At 33.6% G+C, this 23,828-nt stretch carries 17 protein-coding genes; 4 read left to right on the top strand and 13 right to left on the bottom strand.

Going from position 1 to position 23,828, the window contains the following annotated elements:
• Positions 1-160 precede the first annotated feature (160 nt).
• On the bottom strand, positions 161-1,492 hold the full coding sequence (xylA, locus tag HNP25_RS19960) for a xylose isomerase (RefSeq protein ID WP_184137229.1): 1,332 nt from the start codon (positions 1,490-1,492) through the stop codon (positions 161-163).
• A 450-nt stretch (positions 1,493-1,942) separates the two neighbouring features.
• Between xylA and HNP25_RS19955 the strand changes: the two genes are divergently transcribed.
• Together HNP25_RS19955 and HNP25_RS19950 are read left to right on the top strand one after the other, a co-directional pair.
• Positions 1,943-2,689, top strand: a complete 747-nt coding sequence (locus HNP25_RS19955; RefSeq protein WP_184137227.1) for a polyprenol monophosphomannose synthase — start codon at positions 1,943-1,945, stop codon at positions 2,687-2,689.
• A gap of 14 nt (positions 2,690-2,703) precedes the next feature.
• Complete coding sequence (locus tag HNP25_RS19950; RefSeq protein ID WP_184137225.1) at positions 2,704-3,249, top strand: CopD family protein; 546 nt, start codon at positions 2,704-2,706, stop codon at positions 3,247-3,249.
• Positions 3,250-3,319: 70 nt separating this feature from the next.
• Here HNP25_RS19950 and HNP25_RS19945 read toward each other — a convergent pair whose 3' ends face one another.
• On the bottom strand, positions 3,320-5,062 hold the full coding sequence (locus HNP25_RS19945) for a RagB/SusD family nutrient uptake outer membrane protein (RefSeq protein ID WP_184137223.1): 1,743 nt from the start codon (positions 5,060-5,062) through the stop codon (positions 3,320-3,322).
• Positions 5,063-5,176: 114 nt separating this feature from the next.
• The gene (locus tag HNP25_RS19940; RefSeq protein WP_229202917.1) at positions 5,177-8,374 is read right to left on the bottom strand and encodes a SusC/RagA family TonB-linked outer membrane protein; all 3,198 of its coding nucleotides are present in this window, start codon (positions 8,372-8,374) and stop codon (positions 5,177-5,179) included.
• Between the two features lie 590 nt (positions 8,375-8,964).
• Between HNP25_RS19940 and uvrC the strand changes: the two genes are divergently transcribed.
• Complete coding sequence (uvrC, locus tag HNP25_RS19935) at positions 8,965-10,776, top strand: excinuclease ABC subunit UvrC (protein ID WP_184137219.1); 1,812 nt, start codon at positions 8,965-8,967, stop codon at positions 10,774-10,776.
• Positions 10,777-10,814: 38 nt separating this feature from the next.
• Here the strand turns inward: uvrC and HNP25_RS19930 are convergent, their stop codons facing one another.
• The 3 genes from HNP25_RS19930 to HNP25_RS19920 form a co-directional block, all read right to left on the bottom strand.
• Positions 10,815-11,831, bottom strand: coding sequence for a GntR family transcriptional regulator (locus HNP25_RS19930; protein ID WP_184137217.1), 1,017 nt, complete (start codon positions 11,829-11,831; stop codon positions 10,815-10,817).
• A gap of 63 nt (positions 11,832-11,894) precedes the next feature.
• On the bottom strand, positions 11,895-14,222 hold the full coding sequence (locus tag HNP25_RS19925; protein ID WP_184137215.1) for a penicillin-binding protein 1A: 2,328 nt from the start codon (positions 14,220-14,222) through the stop codon (positions 11,895-11,897).
• A gap of 213 nt (positions 14,223-14,435) precedes the next feature.
• The gene (locus HNP25_RS19920; RefSeq protein WP_184137213.1) at positions 14,436-14,588 is read right to left on the bottom strand and encodes a hypothetical protein; all 153 of its coding nucleotides are present in this window, start codon (positions 14,586-14,588) and stop codon (positions 14,436-14,438) included.
• A gap of 29 nt (positions 14,589-14,617) precedes the next feature.
• On the opposite strand from HNP25_RS19920, the gene HNP25_RS19915 reads away from it, so the two are divergent.
• Positions 14,618-15,532, top strand: coding sequence for a PfkB family carbohydrate kinase (locus HNP25_RS19915; protein ID WP_184137211.1), 915 nt, complete (start codon positions 14,618-14,620; stop codon positions 15,530-15,532).
• A 45-nt stretch (positions 15,533-15,577) separates the two neighbouring features.
• On the opposite strand, the gene HNP25_RS19910 is transcribed toward HNP25_RS19915, so the two are convergent.
• The 7 genes from HNP25_RS19910 to HNP25_RS19880 all read right to left on the bottom strand — a co-directional run bounded on the left by HNP25_RS19910 (position 15,578) and on the right by HNP25_RS19880 (position 23,827).
• Positions 15,578-16,015 carry a CBS domain-containing protein gene (locus HNP25_RS19910; protein WP_184137209.1) on the bottom strand — a complete coding sequence of 146 codons (438 nt, stop codon included), beginning with the start codon at positions 16,013-16,015 and terminating at the stop codon, positions 15,578-15,580.
• A 70-nt stretch (positions 16,016-16,085) separates the two neighbouring features.
• Entirely contained in the window at positions 16,086-17,369 is a 1,284-nt protein-coding gene (locus HNP25_RS19905) for a M16 family metallopeptidase (RefSeq protein WP_184137207.1), read from the bottom strand.
• Between the two features lie 122 nt (positions 17,370-17,491).
• A complete protein-coding gene (gene porV, locus HNP25_RS19900; protein WP_184137205.1) occupies positions 17,492-18,652 on the bottom strand; it encodes a type IX secretion system outer membrane channel protein PorV in 1,161 nt (386 codons plus the stop codon).
• Between the two features lie 94 nt (positions 18,653-18,746).
• Positions 18,747-22,163 carry a type IX secretion system sortase PorU gene (gene porU, locus HNP25_RS19895; protein ID WP_184137203.1) on the bottom strand — a complete coding sequence of 1,139 codons (3,417 nt, stop codon included), beginning with the start codon at positions 22,161-22,163 and terminating at the stop codon, positions 18,747-18,749.
• 45 nt (positions 22,164-22,208) lie between these two features.
• On the bottom strand, positions 22,209-22,817 hold the full coding sequence (locus HNP25_RS19890; protein WP_184137201.1) for a SprT-like domain-containing protein: 609 nt from the start codon (positions 22,815-22,817) through the stop codon (positions 22,209-22,211).
• A gap of 108 nt (positions 22,818-22,925) precedes the next feature.
• Positions 22,926-23,099 carry a PG1828 family lipoprotein gene (locus HNP25_RS19885; RefSeq protein WP_184137199.1) on the bottom strand — a complete coding sequence of 58 codons (174 nt, stop codon included), beginning with the start codon at positions 23,097-23,099 and terminating at the stop codon, positions 22,926-22,928.
• 239 nt (positions 23,100-23,338) lie between these two features.
• Positions 23,339-23,827: a GtrA family protein gene (locus HNP25_RS19880; protein WP_221432522.1), complete on the bottom strand. Its 489-nt coding sequence runs from the start codon at positions 23,825-23,827 to the stop codon at positions 23,339-23,341.
• Position 23,828 lies beyond the last annotated feature (1 nt).

Below are 23,828 nucleotides of genomic sequence, written 5' to 3'. Positions count from 1 at the left end.
AAAAACCCCGAAAATTGCCAATATTGACACTTTTTCGGGGTTATTTCATTTGTAATATATTGATAATTAGATGATTATAATAATAAAGGAAAGCCAAAAGTAATTCATAAAAAAAGCGGGTAGAAGTTTTCTACCCGCTTTTTTTATGAATTTAGTCAGACTAGATGAATTGATTGATGATATTTTCAAACAATTCTTGCTTACCACTAGTTATTTTTGGCTCACCTACTTCAAAAGCATAATTTCTTAAATCTTCCAAAGTTAATTTACCAGCTTCGTATTCAGCACCTTTTCCAGCATCAAAAGAAGCATAACGGTCTTTACGTAATTTCTTGTAAGAAGATTTCTCTAAGATATTATCAGCAATAACCAAGGCACGAGCAAAAGCATCCATACCACCGATATGTGCTAAGAAAATATCTTCTAAATCAGTTGAATTACGACGTGTCTTAGCATCAAAATTGATTCCACCTTGGGTAATTCCACCAGCTTCTAAAATAATCAACATAGACTCCGTTAATTCATTCAAATTTGTAGGGAATTGATCTGTATCCCATCCGTTTTGGTAATCACCACGGTTGGCATCCATACTTCCTAACATATTGTTATCAACAGCCACTTGTAATTCATGTTGGAAAGTATGACCAGCCAATGTAGCATGGTTTACTTCTAAATTCAACATAAAGTCATTTTCTAAACCATATTCTTTTAAGAAGCCGATTACAGTAGCTGAGTCAAAATCGTATTGGTGTTTCGTTGGTTCACATGGTTTTGGTTCGATGAAGAATTTACCTGTGAAACCATTTTTACGAGCATAATCACGAGACATTGTAAGGAACTTACCAAGATGTGCTAATTCACGCTTCATATCGGTATTCAACAAAGTCATATATCCTTCACGACCACCCCAGAACACATAGTTTTCTCCACCTAAAGCAATTGTTGCATCAATAGCATTTTTCACTTGAGTACCAGCATGAGCCAAAACAGAGAAATCTGGATTTGTTGAAGCCCCGTTCATATAACGTGGGTTTGAAAATACGTTAGCAGTACCCCACAACAATTTTACACCACTCGAAGCTTGCTTTTGTTTCGCATAGTCAACAATAGCCTGCATATTGCTTTCGTATTCAGATAAAGAACTTCCTTCATCAACTAAATCAATATCATGAAAACAATAATATGGCACACCAATTTTAGTAATGAATTCAAAAGCAGCATCCATTTTATCTTTGGCTCTTCCTACGATTTCATTTTTTGCATCCCAAGGAAATACTTTTGTACCTGGGCCAAATGGGTCAGCCCCAGTTCCACAGAAAGTATGCCAATAAGCAATAGCAAAACGCATTTGCTCTTTCATTGTTTTTCCACCAATAATACGATTTTCATCATACCATTTGAATGCTAAAGGATTATCAGACTCTCTTCCTTCAAACTGTATTTTACCAATTCCTGCGAAATACTCTTTGTCGCCTAATGTGATGTTTGCCATTGTCTTTGTTATTGATTGTTTAATTTGTTTAGTCAGTATCAATATGTGTTCTACACTGTTCTATAAATTTAATGCAAAAATACTATTACATCTATGAAACACAAAAAATGTTTGCTATAATTTGAAATTATTTTTAATAATGGCAATACATTTTCTTAAATCTTGTTAAAAATGATAATAATGGGAATTTAAACCTTGCTCACGTGATTCTAAATAAATAACTCATGGAAACTTACCAATATAATAGCACAAATAAAATACAATGATATAGTCATATAAAATGAAAATAAAATGCTTGTTCTTACAAAAACTTTCATCCGATTGAAACAGTTAAGGCATTACAAAATATATACTTTGGTACTTTCCCTAATAAGTCAGCTAATCTGTAATATGATATAGTTTTTCGTAACTTTGCATTAATATTAAATTTTAACCTCCTAATATTCCATAATGATCTCTCGTCTTGTAATTATACCGACATACAACGAAATTGAAAATATTGAAGCCATCGTTCGTAAAGTAATGAGTTTAGAACCAAGCTTCGATTTACTAATTGTTGATGATGGTTCGCCTGACGGTACAGCAATAAAAGTAAAAGAATTGCAAGAAGAATTTGGGAAAAGTAGATTGCATTTACAAGAAAGAAAAGGGAAACTCGGTTTGGGGACAGCATATATTCATGGGTTCAAGTATGCTCTTGCCAATCATTATGAGTATATTTTTGAAATGGATGCTGATTTTTCACATAACCCAGAAGACCTCTTAAAACTTTACGACGCTTGCGTAAATGGTGGCTCAGATATGGCAATTGGCTCTCGTTACGTTAGTGGCGTAAACGTTGTCAACTGGCCAATGGGAAGAGTTTTGATGTCGTATTTCGCCGGATATTACGTTCGTTTTATCACAGGGATGTCAATTATGGACGTTACGGCGGGCTTTAAATGCTATCATTCCAAAGTGCTTAAAACCATCAATTTAGATAACATTAGATTTGTAGGCTACGCTTTTCAAGTAGAGATGAAATTTACCGCTTGGAAATATGGTTTTAAAATTGCTGAAATACCGATTATTTTTACAGATAGAACTAAAGGCGTATCAAAAATGTCTGCTAATATTTTTAAAGAAGCTATTTTAGGAGTAATTGAAATGAAGTTTTATAGTTTTTTTAAAAAATATCATCGCAACGAAATTAACTGAAAATGATTTAAGTAATGGAATATAATCATATTAAAGCAATACATATCATTTTTGTAACTAGCTGGTTTGCTGGACTATTCTATTTACCACGATTATTTGTATATCATACTGAAGCCAACGAAAAGCCAGAAATTGAAAGGCAAATTTTACAAAAAGAGTACAAGCGGATGCAGAAAGTACTTTTTAATGCCATCATGGTTCCTGCGATGTGGTTAACGATTATTTCTGGTTCAACAATGATTTACTGGTTATGGTGGGATAGTTTTGCTTCGCAAGCTTGGTTACATTTAAAGTTAGGTTTTGTGTTAGGTTTAGTCTTTTATCATTTTTATTGTCGAAAAATAATCTTAGAACTTCGAAACGACAAGTACAGATTTACAGGTTTTCAATTAAGATTATTCAATGAAATTGCTACCATCTTTCTATTTGCCATTGTTTTTTTAGTCGTTTTAAAGAATACTGTTGATTGGATTTGGGGTATTTTAGGATTAATTCTATTCGCCATTATTATTATGTCAGCAGTTAGAATCGTTAAATCAATCAGGGAAAAAAAGAAATAAAGTTTTATCAAAAAAAGCGGTTGGCAAATTGCCAACCGCTTTTCTTGATAAATGTAATTACAAATAAAAATTAATACCCAGGGTTTTGTGTCAAAATATCTTTTCCTTGAATGTCAATTTGAGTTTGAGGAATTGGCATATATTCACTTTTTCCTGCAGTAAATTTAGCACCACCAAACATTGTACTTAATACTTTAGCTTCGTTAGCTAAATAAGCATTTAAAGTACTTTCAGCAATACCCCAACGTACTAAGTCGAAGAAGCGGTGACCTTCGCCAGAAAGTTCTAATTTACGCTCAAAACGAACAGCTGTACGGGCAGCATTTTTATCAGTCCAAGGAGTATCGTAAGTTCCGATTACATACTTAGCAGCTGGTGCACCATTCTTAGTAACCCATGAAGCTTTGTTTGCTGCTCTTGTGCGAATCATATTTACATACTCTTGAGCTTTTGCTAAAGAACCTATTTCAACTTCAGCTTCAGCAGCCATCAATAAAATATCTGCATAACGAAGAATTGTATAGTTCATTACAGAATAACCTCTTGTCCAACCACTACCATCAGTTAATGTATTTTCTTGAGACTTGTAATAAACATATTTTTTAGTTGAGTATGGACCAGAGTAAGGCTGAGAACGAATCCAATCTTTACCTGGGTGTTCTTTCCAATCTAAATATGGAATACCACGACGTCCAACAGAGTGATCTAAACGAGGGTCAAGATTTCCTGCATCTGGAGTAAATGCGTCTTTAGATTCAACACCATAATCATTTTTAACTGCATTTGCTGCACTATTATATGAATTATCTAATAATGGCAAACCATTTGCGTCTGTACGGAAGGAGTTCACTAAGTCGAAACTTGGTGTAAAGAAACCACAACAGTTACCAGGACCATCAGCACCAGTGTTATATGGATAGTTCAAAACATCATATGAATTTGAGTTCGAAACATCACCGGTATTCATTGAAGTTTGCGTTGCAAAAATCGATTCTTCATGGTTATCGTTAGCAGCATTATAAATTTGAGCATAATTCGATACCAGACCATATTTTTTGCCATTTGTAGTTTTACCATTTGCAATGATTAAATCAAATAAAGCTTTAGCTTCAGCATACTTCTTTTCAAACATGAAAGCTTTAGCTAAATAAGAAGCTGCTGCCCATTTATTTGCTCTACCTGCTGCACCTTGTGTTTCTGGAAGATTATCGTAAGCAAATTTAAAATCTGCTTCAATTTTTGCCCATAAATCAGCTTTGTTAGTCACCTTTTCAATACCTGTTCCATAATCAACTGTTTCGTCGATATATGGAGCATTATTGAATATCTTTTTCAACTCAAAATAGAAGTGACCTCTGATAAATCTTGCTTCACCGATAATTCTTTTCTTATCAGCATCTAGTAAAGCTGTTGATTTTGTCGCTAGTCTAATTGTAGCATTGGCTCTACTAATACCTTCATATTTAGCATTCCAAGTACCATTAAATTCACCATTAGTAGGGTCAGCTTGGTAGCGTTGAATAGGGTTAATAGCTGAAAAATCACCAGGGTCTGTTCCCTTATTAGCATCACCCCCTAAAATACTTCCAAATACCCAGTTATTAGGCCCAGCTAATTGTGTAAACCCTTTACCCAACATCATTGAATAGGTCCCAAGAAGTGCCCCTTCAACACCTGCAACACTGGTTAATTGCTCTTCTCTAAGAGAGCCTGTTGGTAGCACATCTAGAAAGCTATCTTTACAAGAGAATGTAATCGAAGCCACTGCAAATGTGGCAATTACAGACTTTTTGAAATTAATTGTTGTTTTCATTGATTATATCTTTATATAATTTTACTTGTTATCAGAACAAACAAATCATTATTTAATTTTATAAATAATCAGTTTTGTCATATTTCTATATTACAAATTGTAAATTATAATTGTTTAAAAAGTTAAGTTTAAACCCAAGTTAAAACCTCTAGCTACTGGATAGTTACCCACATCAATACCGAAGTTTGTATCTACCGCTCCACCTACGCCTGGATCAAGACCTGAATAAGAAGTAATTGTAAAAATATTTGTTACAGAACCACTTACTCTTGCTTTACTAATACCTAATTTAGAAATCAACGCTTTTGGAAGTGTATAACCTACAGAGATGTTAGTCATTCTTAAATAAGAACCATCTTCAACATACCATGAGTTTTCAGCTCCATTTGTACTGATGTTTGATTCACTTTCCCAAATAGGTGCTTTTGCGTTATTACCTAAAGCTGGCGTCCATGATTCTTTAGCAATAGCACCTTTTCCTGAACCTTGGAATGAACCATAGAATGCAGTGTACCATTTAGACATGTTGAAGATTTTGTTACCCAACGATGTATATAAATACGTTGAGAAATCCCATTGCTTATATTTAACATCTAAAGTAATACCACCTGTATAAACTGGCACTGGATTACCTAAGAATGTTCTATCATCCGGAGTAATTTTTCCATCACCATTCACATCAACATATTTGAAACGACCAACTCCAGCACCAGTTTGAGTAGAATTTTTAGCTTCCTCTGCAGTTGCAAAATAACCAGCTACTTGGTAGCCAAAGAAAGAAGAGATTGGCTGATCTACAGCATTTCTGATTGGGTTGATACCACGATAAGCAGCACCGCTAAAGAATTTAATAGATTCTGTCAATGAAGTAATTTTATTACTTAAGAATGAACTGTTCCAAGTAATATCATACTTAATATCTTGCGTAAATTTACCATGATTGATTAACTGAATATCAAGCCCTTGGTTTCTCATACTTGCAATATTCACTGAAGGAGCAGATGCTAACACACCAACTACTCCAGGAATAGGTACTTGATATAATAAGTCTTTAGTATCTTTTCTCCAGAAATCAATTACTGCTTCAAGTTTACCATTCAAGAAAGTTGCATCAATACCAATGTTGGTAGTTGTACTTGTTTCCCATTTAGCATCTACGTTACCAATACGTGAGCGATAATAACCCTCATCAGCACCATTGTTAGTACCAGAAATTGGATAATAGGAATTACCTCTACTCGAACCAAATAAGAAGTACTGATTGTTAGGATCTACTGGGTTTGAATTACCCATTTGTCCCCAACCTCCACGGATTTTCAAATCAGTTATGAAAGGAATCTCTTTCATAAAATCTTCACTACTCATACGCCAAGCAGCAGAAAATGCAGGGAATATGCCATAACGGTTGTTTGCACCAAATCTTGAAGAACCATCACGACGAACAACAGCAGATAGGTAATATTTATCTTGCAAACTATAGTCTAATTTCGAAAATAACGAGTAAAAATTAGATCCATAAAATAAACCTGAGTTTACTTGTGGATTTAGTACTTTACTTAAATTCACATAGTCTAAATCTGTTGAAAACGGATTTATACCAGAGCCCGAAATTTGTCTCCCCTGACCAGTGTTCAAAGCTTCAATACCAGCTAAAGCACTAATTGAATGACTGCCAATTTTCACTTTGTAGGCAGCTGTATTAGTAAATACCCATGAGAAGTTATATCCAGAACCCTCACTGAAACTGTTGTTCCCTTCTGGCTCAGAGTCTCCAAGGTATTTATAACCGTAATCTTTGAAATAATAACTATTAAATTGCCCTCCAATACTTGAGCGTAGCGTCAAGTTTTCAATAGGGTCAAATTCAACGTAAACGTTACCAAAGCCATTAGCATTAAAGTTATTGTCGTTGGTATTGTTATTCATCAACTGTCTAACGGGGTTTCTTGGGTTATTAAAACCACTTGCTTTAGTACTTGCAAAGTTTCCTAATTCATCATACACAGGAATGATACTTGGCATACGATAAGCAGCCAAAATTGGAGACTCATCTTGAGCAATACCCAAACCGTTTGTAGCACCAGATTGTCCTAATACTGAACGATAAGTAAACTGTAAGTTTTCACCAATTCTTACTCTTTTACCTAAATCAAATTCAGAGTTAGCTCTAAAGCTATATCTTTTGAAACTGTTAGTAATCAAGATACCATCCTGTTGTTGAGCAGAAAGACCGAAGTAATAACGACCATTTTCTGTTCCACCACTAAAACCAAGGCTATGTCTCATCAAAGGAGCAGATCTAGTAATTTCTTTGTACCAGTTTGTGCCTGCCATATTTGGCTTAATCAAGAATACACCATAAGGATCTGCTTGCGCAGCTGCTTTAACAGCAGCCAAATCTACAGTACCATAAACACCACTCTGACCATTTGCATATAAATAGTTAGGAATAGTAGCGGTTTCACCATTACCATATTGTGGGTGTTTCAAACCATTAGCCCATTCAGTTGGGTTAGCTGTACGAGATAAACCATTGGCGATATTAGTGTTGATCTGTGCAATTTTAGTCCAATCAGCTTCTTCTTGAGGAGTCAAATTTTTAGGAGCTCCCGCTGCGTTAGGGTCTGTTACACCATAAACACCATCATAAGTAACTTCCATTTTTCTAGCTTTCTTAGTACCTCTTTTAGTTACGTAAACGATTACACCGTTCGCAGCACGAGCACCATAGATAGAAGCAGCAGCTGCATCTTTCAATACCGTAGTTGACTCAATATCATTTGGAGAAAGGAAATCTGTAGATTGTACTGGAACTCCATCAACAATGTAAAGCGGATCATTAGAACCAGCAGGCCCGATTGAACCAAATCCACGAACACGAATAATTGAACTTGTTCCTGGTTGTCCGTTAGTAATCAAAGTAACACCTGATACTCGCCCTTGTAATTGCTGTTCAACGTTACCAGAAGGAACTACTTGTAAATCTTTTGCTTTAACAGTAGCAACAGCAGCAGTTGATTCTTTTTTGTTGGAACTTGAATAACCTGTAACAATTACCTCGTCAAGTGCTGAAACATCTTCTGCTAACTTAACATCTACATTACTTTGCGACCCAACTTTAACTTCAGTGCTTCTATAGCCAATCGCTGAAATTAACAATACATCCTTACCTGATTTGAGATTAATTGCAAAACCACCGTTTGCATCAGTTGATACACCTGTTTGTGTGCCTTTTAGAAGAACCGAGACTCCTGGGATTCCCTGACCATCTGCACCAGTAACTTTCCCAGTTACTCGTCTGTCTTGTGCCATTGTTAAGAACGTACTTAATAAAAATACGCACAACAAAAGCATACTCCTCCATGTAGAGTAAAATTTTGTGTTCATAATAAAATTGGGTTTTTGATTGAAAAAATTAGATTTTTGGTTGAAAATCCCTGTAAATATATATTTATTTTAATTTCATAACAAACTGAATATTTATATTCTAATAATTTATTTCACTTTAGTATATCACTGATATTTATTTAATGTATCAAAATGATAATATTTAATGTATCAAAATGATACTTTTTAGAATTTTATCAACCTCAACCTGCATTATTTTAACATTTTTTAAACTGCTGATAATCAAATACTTAACTACAAGTACGTCAATTTAGCATTATTGTACTATTTATCAAAATAATATAATTTTATCTAAAAAAACATTTTAAAAAACCTTTATTGAAATAGAATATAATTATTTAAAAAAATAAGAAATAAGAAAAATCTATTCCAATAATCTCATACCAACAAAACCGTATAATATTTTTGCCCCGATTATTTTGTAATTTCCTAAGTATAACTTTCCAGAATGATGGTCGTTTTATTTAGTAAATTTGTATTCTAAATAAAAAAATATGACTGAGTTTGATTACAAAAGTGCTTTAGCTAAAGTACCCGAACTTCCGGGTGTGTATCGATATTTTGATGATGAAGGAACGGTAATTTATGTAGGAAAAGCAAAAAATTTAAAGAATAGAGTAAGTAGTTATTTTGCGAAATCTAACCAACATGATAGAAAAACAAAGCGTTTGGTTAGTCAAATTAGAAATCTTGAGTTCACTATTGCTCATACAGAGTTTGATGCTCTTTTATTAGAAAATACGCTTATCAAGCAATTTCAGCCCAAATTCAATATTTTGCTGAGGGATGATAAAATGTATCCGTTTATCTGCATTACCAATGAGGCATTTCCTAAAATCATCACTATTAGACGAGTTGATAAAAAATTAGGTACATTTTTCGGCCCTTTCGCTAATCAAAAAGCGATGTATGCCATCTTGGAAATGTTTAATCAATTATATAGTTTCAGAACTTGTAATTTGAATCTTAATGAAAAAAATATTCAGGATAGAAAATTTAAAGTTTGTTTAGAATATCACATCGGTAATTGTAAAGGACCTTGCGAAGGACTCCAAACCGAAAATGATTATATAAAAGAAATTGACCAAGCCAAAAATATATTGAAAGGGAACATGAGCTTGCCGAAACAATACTTTGAAGAAAGAATGTTGGAAGCAGCCTCAAAACTTGCCTTTGAAGAAGCACAAGAATTTAAAGAAAAGCTGACTTACTTAGTCAATTTCCAAAGTAAATCAACGGTTGTCAATCCAAATATTAAAGACGTGGATGTATTTTCAATCGTTTCGGATGAAAATGCCTTTTACTTCAATTTTATGAAAGTATTGAATGGTTTTATTACTCAGACACAATCATTGGAAGTAAAGAAAAAACTTGATGAAACTGACGAGGATGTTCTTACAATGATGGTGTGGGAAATGCGTGAAAAGTACGAAAGTGAAGCCAAAGAAGTAATTACGAATATCCCACTTTCAGTAGATTTAAAAGGCGTTGAAAACACGATTCCGCAAATTGGAGATAAGAAAAAGCTGTTGGATATGTCTTTGAAGAATGTTCTATACTTCAAAAAGGAAAAAGCTGACCGACAAGCTTCTGAAGAAAGTGCTGGCGATACCAAAATGAGAATTTTATTAACGCTCAAAAATGATTTACAATTAAAAGCTATTCCACGTCATATAGAATGCTTCGATAACTCGAACATTCAAGGAACAAATCCTGTTTCGGCGATGGTTTGCTTTAAAAATGGATTACCTTCAAAAAAAGATTATCGTCATTTTACTCCTAAAACGGTAGAAGGTCCAAATGACTTTGCCACAATGCACGAAGTAGTTACGAGAAGGTACACAAGGTTACTTGAAGAAGAAGCTGACTTACCAGATTTAATTATCATTGATGGTGGGAAGGGGCAATTAAGTGCTTCGGCAGATGCTTTAAAAAATTTAGGATTGTATGGAAAAATCCCCATTATTGGGATTGCTAAACGTTTGGAAGAAATCTATTTCCCTGAAGATAGCATTCCTTTATACATAGATAAAAAATCAGAATCGTTGAAACTAATTCAACGCCTTCGTGACGAAGCCCATAGATTTGGGATTACAAAACACCGAGACAAACGTTCTAAAAATTTTATTATTAGTCAATTAGAAAGTATTGATGGTATCGGTAAACATACCGCAGAGAAGCTCTTGAAGCACTTCGGAACTGTTAGTAATATATATAAAGCTACTACAGAAGAATTAGAAACACTATTAGGCAAAGCAAAAGCCTTAAAACTTAAAGAGCAATTAAAGGTAATTAACGACCAATAATATGATTCATTGTAGCATCATTCTAAGTTGTAATGATGCTATAATGAACCTCTAACAATAAGCGAACTTGCACTGGCAATCTTTCCTTTTTGTCGATTATGAACCATTCTTCCAACCATTTTTCCCATCTGAACAAAGTCATTTGAAATCGTTGTGATGCCATCTTCCGCTAAAATCTCTTTAATCGGAGTATCATCATAAGAAAGTAAACCAATGTCTTCTCCTAATTTCAAATGCTTTTTATGGGTAAAGTTCACAAATCTTACTAAGTCATTTTCCAAAAAAAGTATATAAGCATGTCCTTTTTGTAAATTTTCTACATCAAGGTTATCAACAATTTCACCTTTTACCTGATACTCTTCACAAAACTTATTGAAGCCAATTAATATACCTTTCGGAGTATATTGGAATTGATTTTTACTGAGAAACAAAGTAAGACTTTCATATTTTCTTATCATTGGCAACGCTCCTGTAAGTCCTTGATAAAAATTTTGTTCAAAATCTTGGTACAAAACGGCATACTCTTCATCCAATTGTTCAACATCAATGTCTAATATTAGTAATTTATCTTTCGAAATTTGTTTAACAATATCAGAAACATCTTCATTAAAGTGAGGCATGATAATATAGAAGTTATAATTACCAATATTGTTCACGATGACGTTTTCAAAAACCTTCAAATCATGATAATGAAAAAATAAATCTATAGAAACATTTTCGCCCAAAGCTTCTTTCATGGCATGAAAAAGTACTTCTTTGTAGGCATTCATTGCATCAAAAAGTACAAACACGTGCATGGAAGCCTGAATATTGGTTGAAGCGATATAATATCCTTTTCCATGTTGAGCTGCCACAATACCTCTTTCTCGAAGCTCTTCATAAGCTCTAATCACCGTCATTCTAGCAACACCCAAAGAAGCAGTAATTTCATTAATTGTTGGGAGTTGATCACCTCTTTTCAAAAGTCCTTGTTGGATTCTCTCAGTGATTTCATCTACAATTTGCTGATATTTTGGTTTCTGAGCTTTTGGCTCAATTTGTAATTTATTTTTCATGGTTAGATTTAATCACCAACTAGCTGCCCAGTTTAAACTTGCTTTGAATAAAAATCAAAAACTTTACTTCAAGAAACCTTCCTCCTCTTTGGGCTTATCAGTTGGAATTTGTACTTGGGTTGAATCTACAGTATAAGTATTACAGCCCAAATCTACACCATCTGGCTTTTTGAAAGGTTCTTTTTTGAAACCAGCAATTGCCAAAGATTTATCTGCATATACTTTATCCATAAAATTGGCATAAGCTGGCATTGCCATTTTTGCACCTTGTCCCAAAGCCAAACTTCTAAAGTGAATACTTCTATCGTCACCGCCAACCCAAACACCAGCAACTAAATTCTGTGTCACACCCATAAACCAACCATCTGAATAATTTGAAGTAGTACCCGTTTTAGCACCAATATCATTCCCTTGCGCACAGTTGTAACGATTTAAACCTTGAGCAGTTCCTCCTGATTCTTGCACCGCACCTTTTAACATATAGGTCATTTTATAGGCTAAGTCAGCACTGATTACTTGTTTGGTTGTGGTTTCAAAACGTCTTAATTCATTACCATTTTTATCTTCAATTCTAAGAATCATGATTGGTTCAATTCTATAACCTTGGTTGATGAAAGTACTGTAAGCTGCTACTTGTTCATAAACTGATACTTCGCTCGCCCCCAAACACAGTGCAGGAACTTCCATTAAAGTACTCTGAATCCCTACTCTATTGGCAAATTCAGCTACTTTTTTAGGCCCTAATAATTTCATTAAACCCGCAGAAACAGAGTTGATTGAAAGCCCCATAGCATGACGAAGCGACATTGAAGCATAAGAATAACTACCCGTTGAGTTTTGTGGTGTCCATGTTCTATCTATACCATCTTCAGGTCCAAAAGTTACAGGTTCATCCACTACGTTTCCACATAAATTTACAACATCGTTTTCGAGTGCAGTTGCATAAACAAAAGGCTTAAAAGTAGAGCCTGGCTGACGCTTGCTTTGTTTTACGTGATCAAATTTGAAATATTTAAAATTGATTCCTCCTACCCAAGCTTTAATATGCCCGTCGTTCGGATTCATCGCCATAAAGCCACAATTCAAAATTCTTTTATAATAACTCATCGAATCAAGCGGAGATAAAGTTGTATCTCTATCACCTTGCCAAGAAAATACCGTCATCTTTACAGGTGTTTTTAATACCTTCCAAACTGCTTCTTCATCTCCATCAAATTCTTCCATCAAGGCTTTGTAACGTTGAGTACGTTTCATGGCATCTTTCAAAAAGCCTTTTATTTCTTGCATTTTTTCATTTACCCAAGGATTTCGTCCTTTCCAATGTGCATAAAATAGCTTCTGCTGGTTTCGCATGTGTTCATCTAAAGACAATTGAGCATAAGCCTGCATTCTTGAATCAATGGTTGTATAAATTTTCAACCCACTGGTGTATAAATTCAATTTATCTCCTTCATCTCTAGTTGAATTCAAATCTGCAATAATTTCTTGCAATTGTCTTTTCACGGCTTCACGCAAATAAGGTGCTTGTCCAGTATTTTGATTTTCAACCTTGAACTTTAGACCTAGTGATTCTTCTTGCAAAGCCAGCATTTCTTCTTCAGATAAATGCTCGTACTTATTCATCTGGCTAAGTACTACATTTCTTCTAATCGTACATTTTTCTGGATGACGACGTGGATCATACATTGATGGATTCTGTAACATTCCTACCAAAGTAGCGGCTTCTTTTACACTTACATTGCCCACATTTTTTCCAAAATAAGTTTTACAGGCAACTCTAATTCCATAAGCATTATTTCCAAATTCTACTTCGTTCAAGTACATCTTTAGGATTTCTTGTTTGGTATAACGACTTTCCAAACGAATTGCCAAAATCCATTCTTTTGTTTTTGCAATAACGGTTCTTACCAAAGGAATTTTAGCTAATAAACCTTTATAGCTTGGTCCATCTTCTGTTGGGTCTAACCTACGAGTATCAAAAAGATTTTTGGCTAATTGTTGCGAAAGTGTACTTCCTCCACCTGCTTGTCCGAAATGAGTAATTACTCTGAAAATACTTCTTAAATCAATTCCTGAGTGCTGTGTAAAACGAGCATCCTCAGTTGAGACAAGTGCATTAATAATATTGGGAGAGAGTTCTTCGTATTCTACGGGAGAACGGTTTTCACGGAAGTATTTTTCTAAATCTACGCCATCTTCCGAAATCAACACAGAAGCAATTTGGCTTTTAGGATTTTCTAGTTCTTGCAAACTTGGCATTCCGCCGAAAAGCCACAAGAAATTATATTGAACGGCAACAATATATAATATAAATGTAACAAAACCAATAATCGACAGTTTCCAAAGTCGAGAAATTACTTGTTTGTATTTGCCAGCTTGAAGTTGAATCATGAGTAATTTTCAATAAGGATTATTAAGGAGGACTGTATTAAAGCAACAACACTAGAGTGAAAGCTCTTCAAAACAGCGAATGTTGTTGTTTATGAATGAACTATCTTACAAATTTAAAAATTTAATATTGAATTCCTGCAAAGACCTGCATTTTAGCCAATCCTTCACCATATTCTTGTTTCAGAGAACGTCAAGTATTTTTAAAAATTGTAATCACAGTAATATCCTTCGGTCGTTTTCCTCAAGATACAAGATTTTAGCAGTTTTACACAAAATATTCAAAAGCATTTCTTGATGTTTTTCTACTTCTGAGTCAATTTTATAAACAAGCCCTGCATTCGCACATGAAAAATCTGTAAATTGCATGATTATTTCAATATTCTAAAATATTCTAAATGAGTTTATTAGCAATTGGTTCGGTAGCTTTTGACGCCCTCGAAACACCCTACGGCAAAACAGACAAAATCATCGGTGGTGCAGGAACATATATTTCTTTGTCTGCCTCTTACTTCAAAATACCTGTAAACCTTGTAGCGGTGGTCGGTGAAGATTTCCCACAAGAATACATACAACTTCTTGAAAATAAAGGAATTAATACAAACGGTTTACAAATTAAAAAAGGAGAAAAATCTTTCTTTTGGTCTGGTCGCTATCACAACAATATGAATTCTCGTGATACTTTAGTGACTGAATTGAATGTTTTAGCCACTTTTGACCCAATCATTCCAAACGAATACCAAGACTGTGAATACTTGATGTTAGGGAATTTAACACCAGCAGTGCAAATTACAGTAATTGAACGTTTAGCAAAACGTCCAAAATTAGTTGTAATGGATACCATGAATTTTTGGATGGACATTGCAATGGATGATTTGAAAAAAGTACTTACAATGATTGATGTACTTTGTATTAATGATGAAGAAGCTCGTCAACTTTCTGGTGATTATTCGCTTAGAACTGCTGCCAAAACGATTATGGCAATGGGACCAAAAACATTAATCATTAAAAAAGGTGAACACGGAGCTTTACTTTTCCAAGGAGATAAATTATTCTTTTGTCCTGCGTTGGTTTTGGAAGAAGTTTTTGACCCAACTGGTGCTGGCGATACTTTTGTAGGTGGTTTTATTGGTTACTTAGCTAAAACAGACGACATCAGCTTTGAAAATATGAAAAGAGCTATCGTTCATGGTTCGGCAATGGCTTCTTTCTGTGTAGAGAAATTTGGAACGGAACGTATTGTCGATTTAAGTGACGAAGAACTTACTGCACGAATCAATGAATTCAAAGATTTAGCAGGATTCGATATTTAATCTTTTCGGATTACTAGATTCGGAAAATCTAGTAATCCGAAATTTTCACATCCCACCCCCTGATATAAAATTCTGTAAATGGCTAATGGTGGCTTTTTGGTCTTCAATAATATAACGAACTACATCGCCCATCGAAACAATTCCTACAACGTGCTTATCGGCAATTACAGGTAAATAACGAATATGTTTGGCCGACATAATTTCCATACAAGTTTCAATAGAATCTTCAAATTTCACTGATGGATATTCAGATTCCATGATTTCAGAAACCAGCGTATCATTTGAATGCTTCCCTTTTACGATTACCTTCTGGGCATAATCTCGCTCGGTTAGTATTCCAACAAAATCATCTTGATTGTACACGACAAGTGCACCAATATTTTTCTGAGACATAATCTCAAGTGCTTCATAAACAGTTTTTGAAGCATCAATAACGGTAACAGTATTTCCTTTGTGATAAATAAGATTAGATACCCTTTTCATAGTCGATTTTCATTTTGTTATAATGCTATAATTTAGCGAAAAAATCCTAAATAAAAAATCAAAAAATGAATTATTTTCCGCCTACAACGATTTCAACCAATGAATCTATCGCTAAATGTTGATTCGCCACTTCTAAAACCATTTCAGCGGTAATTGCTTGAATATTTTGGATATAGCAATCATAAAAATCTAAAGAAAGCTCTTCTGATAAAATCACTTTATAACGATCTAAAATATCAAAAGGAGTATTTAACGATCCTGCAAAAGATCCAATCATATAATTCTTAACTACTTCTAATTCACCATCTTTAATTAATTCTCTTTGAAGAATATTGATTTCTTTATAAATCTCGTCAATTGTTTGTTGAGTATTTTCTCTTTTAACATCAGTACCAATCACAAAGTAGCCAGCCTTTGAAAAAGGAGCGATATTAGACGAAATGCCATAAGTAAGACCTTTTTCCTCACGAATATTACTCATCAATCTTGAACCAAAATAACCACCTAATGTCTCATTTAAAACTAGCATTTTGAAGTAATCAGGATGTTTGCGAGTCATCATCTGTTTTCCCATTCTAATCGACGATTGGATAGAATCTTCTTTCTCGATAAGTACAGATTTTTCAATCAGGTTATATTCGTCTTTATTAAGCGAAATATCTTTCACAATTGACTGAACATCATTTTTTCCAAAAAAATCTTCTAGCAGATTAACTTCACTTTCGGTAATTTTTCCAGAAAGAAAAATTCTAGGTTTCTTTCCTAACCAGAAACTTTGATAAAAATCTAATAAAGTATCACGGTTAATCGCTTGAATAGCTTCTTCATCCAAAGAATTTCCATAAGAATGATTGTCCCCAAATACTTTTTTTCTAAATACTTTATTAGCGATGAAAGATGTTTTTCCTGCATTTACTTCGAGCGTCTGTAATTGTATTTTCTTGAATTTCTCTAATTCGTCTTCTGGAAAAACGGCATTTTCTAAAATCTCTTTTACCATAGGCAAAAGCGTTGGCAAATATTTTGTCAAACCATAAACAGTAATATTGGCCCTGTCTAGTCCATGACCAAATTCAATAAATGCACCATATTGGTCAAAAAAAGCACTTATTTGTGAAGAAGAATATTTCTTTGTTCCTTCTCCAAGCATTTTAGCCACAAATAATGACACCCCATTTTGTTTTTCATACCAATTACCTGCATCAAAACTGATTTCTAATTTAACAACAGGCTGCTCACCAATACTGATATAATGAACAGGAATGCCATTGGATAGCATTATACTTTCTATCTTGGGAATAGATACTTGTTTAATCGTCTGAAATGCTGGACTTTTTACTCTGTCTAAAATCATTACTTATAAATGCTATATGATTGCTGGATTTGGATGATACCAGATGTTATAATCTAAAAAAAATGACATCTCGTTTGAGATGTCATTTCACTGTTGTAAAATATTTTTAAATGCTACAAAACCTAGTTTGTAGTAGTTTTAGCTACTTTAGGTGCTGCATTAAAATTTGCATGTAAACTCAATCTAAGCGTTTGTGCTAAAGCATTTCCACTTGCTACAGGAATTAAGTAAGCGAAATCTAAACCAAATTTCTTTTCTAATTTAACTCCAAAACCTGCTGTAAAATACTTGCGTCCACCTTTACTAGCATCTTCAAAGAAATAGCCGCCTCTTAAAGCAAACAAATCATTGTATAAATATTCTGCTCCTAAAGAAACATTGATTTCTTTTAATTCTTCGCTAAAGCCATCTGGAGCATCTCCAAATGAGCCTAAAATTCCACCAATAGCTGTTGATGGTTGTTCTAATTTACCATTCACTACTTTCGGTGTTGGTACCATTAACTTATTAATATCAGCTGTTAATGTTAATTTGTTATGCTGATCAATTGTATTAGTTGCCGCAAAACCAGCTTTAAAATTAGTTGGAATAAAGTTTGATTCATTCAAGCCATAAGAAACACGACCAGAAATGTTTTGAATCATTACACCCCAATTATAGTTCCAAGGTTTATCTCTTTTTGAAGTATGAAACAAACCAATATCTGCACCAACTGTTGATTCTGTTTGAACTTGAACTGTACCAGCCACTCCTGATGTAAGTGGCGATAATGCAGAATTAATGTATTTTACATTTACTCCTAGCCCTAATTTCTCAGAAAGTTTACGAGAATAAGAAAGTGAAATCGAATATTCTTTAGAATTAAAATTTCCTAAAGATTGTCCTGTACTATTAGTGGCTTGAAATTCTCCTTGGTCAAAATAATGAACTGATAGTCCAATAGCTTGATTAGTTTGAATTTTTTTGTAGAAACTAGCATTCAATAGTCCCATATCATCAACTAGCTGACGCAACCACGGAGCATAAGATACAGAAACAGCCATATCTTTACCAGAGAAAGGAATTTTTCCTGGATTCCAAAAAATGCTGTTAGCATCGCCATCTCCAGGCGAAAGTGCAACACCCGCATCACCCATTGCAGCCGAACGAGCATCAGGAGTAATTATTAAAGATTGGATAACTGGTGATGGTGTACGAGTAGTTTGAGCAAAGACGTTCACAGCGGGCACTGTTAATCCAAACAACAGAGACACTCTTAGAGCGCTGGTAATTTTTTTAATCATTGTCTTTAAGGTTAAAGTTTCTTGGAACGAGGCATATCAAAAGTAGTCAATAAACCTTTTTTTACAAAATTTATCCAAATATTCTTTGCTGGAATTATTTAAGCAAAATAATCTTGCCACTTCCATTGGCTTGATAGCCAGTTGTTAGTGACTTTACAAAAATACGATAAAAGTAATTACCAGTTACATTTGAGACAGAATCTTCTACAATATTCCATGAAATTTTATTAAATGGTGAGCTTACTCGGTAAGCATTCTGGTCTATTTGTTTAATTAAATGCCCGAAAGTATCAAAAATTTCGATAACTACATTAAAATCATCTCCTTCTTGATTATGCTCAAAACTGAAAGTAGCTTTTTCTTTTGCAGGATTCGGAAAACTAAAAACATTTTTTAATCGATTTTGGCTTTCCGTATTGACACTGAATCGTAACGAAGCTTCGTTTGAATTATTACTTGTATCCCAAACTTTTAATTTTAATTGATGTTCACCAGCTGTCAAACCCTTTATTTGATATTTTACTTGTCCACTTTTATAATCATCTTTAGATGAGATAAAATACTGATTTACAGCAATATTCAGTGTATCATCAATTGTTAAAAGCAATTCATGACCCAAACCTTCACTAGCAATATTAATACCGTTTTCATCTGAGATATTTGCAATAAAAATTGGATTATCACTTGTAACTCCTCCATTCACAAAGGTTTCATCATTTAAATAAAGACTTACTTTAGGTGGAATATTATCCAGTACCAAGCTATTATCAGCACCACCAATCAGAGGATTCAAAGCACCTAGTGCATCTGATAAACCATCGTTCGTTTGGGCATAAATATAAATTTTACCTTCTCCTAATTGATAATTAATATCTTTAGGTATCCTAAAAGTACTGGTAAAACTTCCATTCAAAACACTGACTTCACCTTTAAATAAAATATTTGTAAAATCTTGATAATTGAACTTCGCTCCTTTATTTCCTTTGGTTAAAATACTCTTTTCTTTATCATAAACAGTAATGATTGCCTTTCCAGTAAAGCTATTTACTTTTGTCTCAGTCGCCAGTTGCCTAATTTCTCCTTCAATGGTTACTTTACTTTGTGCTTTTATTGTATCTGCTAGTGCCGTCGCTTTCCCATTTACTTTCAACACGACAGCTTCGTATTGTGGATAAGCCAATTTCATGGAAGGGTCGCCCAGTAAAGAGAAATTCCTATTCAAAACCCCTTGAAAACTATTGTTTTTTGTATAAATCATGACATCTCCTAAACGTGGCATTTCACCATTTTTAGCAGTAAAAACTGATTCATAAAAGGCTTGGTTAATAAAAAAATTAGTATTTTGATAAACTGGTCTTGTCGTCGTTAATAATGCAATAGCACCGCCATTTGGATTAAGAATTGATAATTCAGCCCCTGAAATCTGATTAGGGTCATCAAAGCGACCAAACTGACAAGTAGCTGTAAGCATCAAAGGCATATTATTAAAATTTGTCCAAGATTCAACATCTTTCAAAGTCAAAATTTGTTCGTCAGTAAGCCCTGTTTCTGCACCATGTCCATTATAGTTGATAATTAATGAACCTTGTTGAAAAGCTTGATTAAGTGCAGTATTAGCAGCTGGCGACCTTTGTCCTTCTGGTAAAGAAACCAAAGGGAAAGCATCCAAATAGATCTTATTAGTTTGATAGGCCGGGTAAAAGGAATTAACCATTGATGCAAACGCTTCAGCATCTTGCTGATGAATATTTCCATCACCATCATCAGCCACAAAGGCTACTTTATTTCGCCATTGCCCAATTGTATTTTTATTCGTTCCGTAATTAATTAGCTTGTCAACAATTTGCTTGGCTTCTTCAAGATTTTTAACGGGTAATCTTCCTATCCCAATTTCAAGGGTATTATTCCCAGCTTGATTCTCAATCCATTCCCCTTCGTTATCCTCTAAAAAACCAAAATAATCATCAGAAGAATGGCTAAAAATAGGATGTAAAGATTCTCTACTTTCATACGTTGGAATTAGAATCGCTTTCGTTTCATCGTTAATAACATTCAGCCTTTTTTTATAATCATACGAAGCATCACCGAAAAGCAATAAATACTTTATTTTGTTAGGATTTCTTTGATACAGATTTCTCATAAAATCTCTGATAGCAGAAATATCTTGTTTCCCAGAAGCATATTCATTATAAATTTCTTCTGGCGAAACCACCAATACAGATAATTTATCATGCTGACGTCTAAAATCAGCAAGCCTTTCTACTTGATTAGTTAAAATTTTAGCCGCAACAATTACCAAATCAGGTACTTCAACATTATGTAAATTTTGATTACTAATCTTTTGAGAAGAAACTGGGTTCAGGAAATCTGTCGTATTAAAAATTATATACTCTTTAACAATCTTGCTATTTGCTCCAAAACTAAGCGTTTGACTTTGCTGTAAAAAAGCCTGACTAAATGGTTGCAGAGGATTGGTAATATCCCAAATTTTAAAAGTGGTAGATGGTTTTTCTATCACATAGTTTACTGAAGGATAATTTAAACTTTCTAAAGACCGAAAAACAGTTTGTTGGTTATATAATTTTAACGTTCGTTGAGACTGTACTCCTAAAAAATTTAGATATCCACTTCCCAAATTAAGTGTTTTTTTATCGTAAGTTAGTCCAATTTTTAAGTCATTAATATTCGTAAAATTGCTTCCATTAATGGTAAAAATTTTACTAGCAATCGCACCTTTATAGTCATATCTGTCTGAACCAATGGCTGAAATTGCCAATCTTCCAAGATTTTGCTCATTTGCTCTTAACACAAAATCTGTTTGTCCATAAGCAACAGCAACAGCAGAACAAGTAATATTTACGGAAGAATTAGCTGTAATTCCGGGAAGATTAAAAGTAAATATTTGTTCATTTGTTCCTGAAAACTCTTCTCCAAACCATTCTCTTCCAGAACCTGCAAAAGGTGCTTGAGCTAATATATTTTTCTTGTCTATTTCATGAAAAACATAATCGTCGTATGTAAAAATATTTTTGGTCGCTTCAATCGATGGCTGTTCTTGTATTCGTAAACCTTTGGTTTCTGAGAGTGTCAGAAAATAAAAAGTGGTATCAGCATAAATATTGAATTGATGTTTAAAGGAATTAGGCGAAGAATTATAAATTGTTTTATGCGGACTTTGTCCATAAAAAAGAATAAAATCTTGAGATTCAAACTTTCCATCTATTTCGCCTTCAATGTAAATACTATTTTCTGTTAAATCAGCAGGGCGATTTTCAGCATTACTTTGAGGTAACATTCCGCCTCCATTTCCAAAAATTTTAATATTTTGAGGATTAATTGTTGCTAAATCGAAGCCATTTTTTTGTAGAAAAGTTGCGTCCAAACGATAAACTCCATTAGCGTTTACACCGATTTTTATCCAATTTCCTTTTGCTAATACAGCATTGTTCTGTGCGTAGCTATTGAAAGAAATAATAAAAAGTAGAATGATATATAGAAATGATTTTTTCAAAATGCCAAGTATTTTTAATTTTTAAACGTAAGCCTATTTCAAAAATTATACTTTTTTTACCAAGGCAATTGCAGAAACTACATATCGTTTTCCATTTGCTTTATCAGTACAAAGAAAACGTGTTCGCCGCAAATCTCCTTTCTCGAAATATCTTCCATTTAATTCAAAGACTTCTCCTTTTTGTAAATTTGTTAATATCATTTTATCTTCTTCTTCCGCTAATTTGTCAAATTTTCTTAACTCTTTCACCAAAGGAGAATAGCTCTGTGTGGTTGCTGAAGGGTTTTCTAAATATTCTTTTAGAGGAATCAATATTTGAAAGGGCAAAGTCGATTCGTTTAATAAAGGTAAAAATACTTCTTTAAAATTCTTTTTCCATTCCTTTCCGTGCGGATTGGGCTTATTGCCAAACTGCTTAAAGGTAACCAAATGTGCTACTTCGTGAATATAAGTAACCAAAAATGCGTAAGGATTCAAATCGCCATTTACGGTAATTTTATGTCCTTTATCTCTTCTAAAGGAATAATCACCTAATTTAGATTGGCGAGTACGGGTTATCTTGAAGTTAAATTGATACGTTTCCCATAAGCTAAAGCAATAGTTAACAGTAGTGTTAGGGAAGTATTTTTGAAAAACCTCTAAGTCCTTTTTCATGATGCTAATATACAAGATAACTTTGTTGACATCTGAGTGAAAACTATTGGGCAATAAAAAAGCCTTAACTAGGTTAAGGCTCTTTTCTTTCCATAAGGAAACTGATAATTACTTAGCAGCAGCAGTATCAGCAGCAGCAGTATCAACTACAGCAGCAGTATCAACTACAGTAGTAGTATCAACAGTTACTGAATCAGTTGTAGTAGTTTCAGCTTTCTTTTCTGAACAAGCAGCTAATGAAATCATACCAGCTACTAAAGCGAATGCAAAAAATTTCTTCATTTCGTTGTGATTGGGGTTTGTTTGATACAAATTTATGTACAACTTTTATTCCATGCAAGCAATTGTACATAAATTTTAAGTATTTCTTAATAATTGATTAAAAATCTAGCTTTTGCAGTGTTTTATCAAAGAAAAGTACAAATACATCCTTAAAATCTCTTTTATTTTAAGTTGTTTTTATATATTCAAGTATCAGATGGACATTTAAAATTAAAATAAAATATAGAAATAATTATATTTTATAAAATTGTCCTCTTTAGTCTATCATAAAAGCCTGTATCTTTAAAAGTAAAAGTTTTATGAAGAGTATAATTAGACATAAAACTAAAACCATTACCAATTAAATGACAAGTCAACTGATTAACATTGATTAATTTCTTTGAAAAAGGAATCAAATAATGAAAAATTTCGAAATAATGATTTGATATTTTGTAGGAATATGTTGCAAAAAACCATGTTACTCCGCCTGAAAAAGTTGCAACGATAAGATACTTTACCATTTCACGGCGAGTCTGGCTTGTTTTACGAGCATTAAAGGCAAAAAGTTTAGTTAAGATAAAGCCTACAATCAAAGATATAAAGTACGCAGGAGTAATACTCGCTTCGTAGGTGATGGTAAACCAAGATTGAAAAAGACTACTACAAACTAGTTGAATGATAACACCAGTACCAGCAACTAAAAAGTAAACAATTAAATCCTTTTTATTAAGTAATTTTGAATTTGACAAG

Source organism: Arcicella rosea, from assembly GCF_014204325.1.
GTDB classification, from domain to species: Bacteria; Bacteroidota; Bacteroidia; order Cytophagales; family Spirosomataceae; genus Arcicella; species Arcicella rosea_A.
Note: the sequence above shows the minus strand (reverse complement) of the source record. Positions and strands in the feature narration are given on the sequence as shown.

What these genes read in the sequence shown, in the direction of transcription:
- HNP25_RS19885 (WP_184137199.1), bottom strand. Translation starts at nt 23,099, where the DNA reads ATGAAGAAATTTTTTGCATTCGCTTTAGTAGCTGGTATGATTTCATTA.
- HNP25_RS19915 (WP_184137211.1), top strand. Translation starts at nt 14,618, where the DNA reads ATGAGTTTATTAGCAATTGGTTCGGTAGCTTTTGACGCCCTCGAAACA.
- HNP25_RS19945 (WP_184137223.1), bottom strand. Translation starts at nt 5,062, where the DNA reads ATGAAAACAACAATTAATTTCAAAAAGTCTGTAATTGCCACATTTGCA.
- HNP25_RS19940 (WP_229202917.1), bottom strand. Translation starts at nt 8,374, where the DNA reads ATGGCACAAGACAGACGAGTAACTGGGAAAGTTACTGGTGCAGATGGT.
- porV (WP_184137205.1), bottom strand. Translation starts at nt 18,652, where the DNA reads ATGATTAAAAAAATTACCAGCGCTCTAAGAGTGTCTCTGTTGTTTGGA.
- uvrC (WP_184137219.1), top strand. Translation starts at nt 8,965, where the DNA reads ATGACTGAGTTTGATTACAAAAGTGCTTTAGCTAAAGTACCCGAACTT.
- HNP25_RS19905 (WP_184137207.1), bottom strand. Translation starts at nt 17,369, where the DNA reads ATGATTTTAGACAGAGTAAAAAGTCCAGCATTTCAGACGATTAAACAA.
- HNP25_RS19890 (WP_184137201.1), bottom strand. Translation starts at nt 22,817, where the DNA reads ATGAAAAAGGACTTAGAGGTTTTTCAAAAATACTTCCCTAACACTACT.
- HNP25_RS19920 (WP_184137213.1), bottom strand. Translation starts at nt 14,588, where the DNA reads ATGCAATTTACAGATTTTTCATGTGCGAATGCAGGGCTTGTTTATAAA.
- xylA (WP_184137229.1), bottom strand. Translation starts at nt 1,492, where the DNA reads ATGGCAAACATCACATTAGGCGACAAAGAGTATTTCGCAGGAATTGGT.
- HNP25_RS19950 (WP_184137225.1), top strand. Translation starts at nt 2,704, where the DNA reads ATGGAATATAATCATATTAAAGCAATACATATCATTTTTGTAACTAGC.
- HNP25_RS19955 (WP_184137227.1), top strand. Translation starts at nt 1,943, where the DNA reads ATGATCTCTCGTCTTGTAATTATACCGACATACAACGAAATTGAAAAT.
- HNP25_RS19910 (WP_184137209.1), bottom strand. Translation starts at nt 16,015, where the DNA reads ATGAAAAGGGTATCTAATCTTATTTATCACAAAGGAAATACTGTTACC.
- HNP25_RS19930 (WP_184137217.1), bottom strand. Translation starts at nt 11,831, where the DNA reads ATGAAAAATAAATTACAAATTGAGCCAAAAGCTCAGAAACCAAAATAT.
- HNP25_RS19925 (WP_184137215.1), bottom strand. Translation starts at nt 14,222, where the DNA reads ATGATTCAACTTCAAGCTGGCAAATACAAACAAGTAATTTCTCGACTT.